General features: G+C 31.3%; 3 protein-coding genes. All 3 read left to right on the top strand.

The window, feature by feature from the left end:
* The coding region (locus BBROOKSOX_RS11185) for a hypothetical protein (protein ID WP_180324031.1) at positions 1-419 on the top strand (419 nt) is incomplete at its 5' end.
* Positions 388-792 (top strand): hypothetical protein, encoded by a 405-nt coding sequence (locus BBROOKSOX_RS11180; RefSeq protein ID WP_218973752.1) that lies wholly within the window; start codon positions 388-390, stop codon positions 790-792. The genes BBROOKSOX_RS11185 and BBROOKSOX_RS11180, both read left to right, overlap by 32 nt.
* 166 nt (positions 793-958) lie before the next feature.
* A partial coding sequence (locus BBROOKSOX_RS11175; RefSeq protein WP_139661910.1) for a hypothetical protein occupies positions 959-1,260 on the top strand: 302 nt, incomplete at its 3' end.

The following is a 1,260-nucleotide window of genomic DNA, read 5'->3' as shown; positions in this document are numbered from 1 at the left end:
CTCTAAACGGTTTACATGATGATGGTGAAATCGGTGGCACTGGAGACAGTTGGAAACAATATGCAAAAAGTGGCGATATTATTTTAGATCTTGCTGGTGGTTTAGGTGCTGGCGTTATTGGTAAGGTTGCTGACCGTGCAATTAAGAGTGGTGTCAAAAACAGTGCTAAAGCTGTTGTAAGGACAGCAAAAGATAAAAACAAAATGAATCATATTTTTGACCCAGAAAAACATGGTATGAATGTATTTAAGAACAAAGAGAAAGTTTATTTAAAAATAAAAAAAATAGTAGAAAAATATAAAGGAAACCCCGGGAAGAAAGATATAATTAGAATTATTGATGGGCATAAAGTTACTATTAGGATTTTTATTAAACCTAATGGAAAAAATGAACTTTCAACTGCATTTATTAGGAAATAAAATGTATACAATAAAGAATATAAAAAGAAATCTTAATAATTTTGAAATTGATGTTGTAACAAAAATATTAGAATTAGAAACAAAATTAACAAAACAAAATATTAACCGTGTTGTTTCTAATTTAGAAGTTGTAAGTGAAGAATCTAATGAAGAAGCTGGAGGTTATATAAATTTTGTAGAGAATTACATAGATTTAAAAGATGACTTTCTAGGAATTAAAGTTGAGGCAAAAGTAAATGATAACTACACGGCTGATTTTTTATTAATAATAAGAAATAGAATGATTGATTGTCTAGAATTTCATTATTGGGATGACAATGGTGAAATATTAAAGCCTGAGATAATTGATAAATATGAAATTATTTCAGGATAAACAAAAATAAAACAGGGCACTATGCCCTCCCATTTGATTGGACACCAAAATAATTAGGGTCAGTGTGTAATTTTTTAACAAACCACTTTATCAAAATCCAACTAAAATAAGACTCTGCAAATCAGATTGTGTTAATCTTTAAAAAAACCAATCTAAAATAACACCAATGCCCACCCTTAAAAAACCTTTCACTCTACTTTTAATACTAAGCCACTTAAACACTTTTGTATTAGGTAGCGTGGGTAATGTGTATGCCACCAACCAAGAAGTTAACACTGAAAAATCTCCACAAACTTTTGTTGATGTCGCTACCAACGGAGTTTTAAATATCTCATCTGTCCAAGACTCCAAGTCCGTACAAATGAAGTCCAGCCCTAGCAGTGGCAATATCCAAATAGCCGACATTGACCAAAGCAATTCCAAGTCCAAATCCAACACCAAACTCCTCAACAGAGACATCAAAGACAC

The sequence above is a fragment of the bacterium endosymbiont of Bathymodiolus sp. 5 South genome (genome assembly GCF_900128535.1).
In the GTDB taxonomy this organism is placed as follows: domain Bacteria; phylum Pseudomonadota; class Gammaproteobacteria; order PS1; family Pseudothioglobaceae; genus Thiodubiliella.
This window is presented reverse-complemented; position numbering and strand designations above follow the sequence as displayed.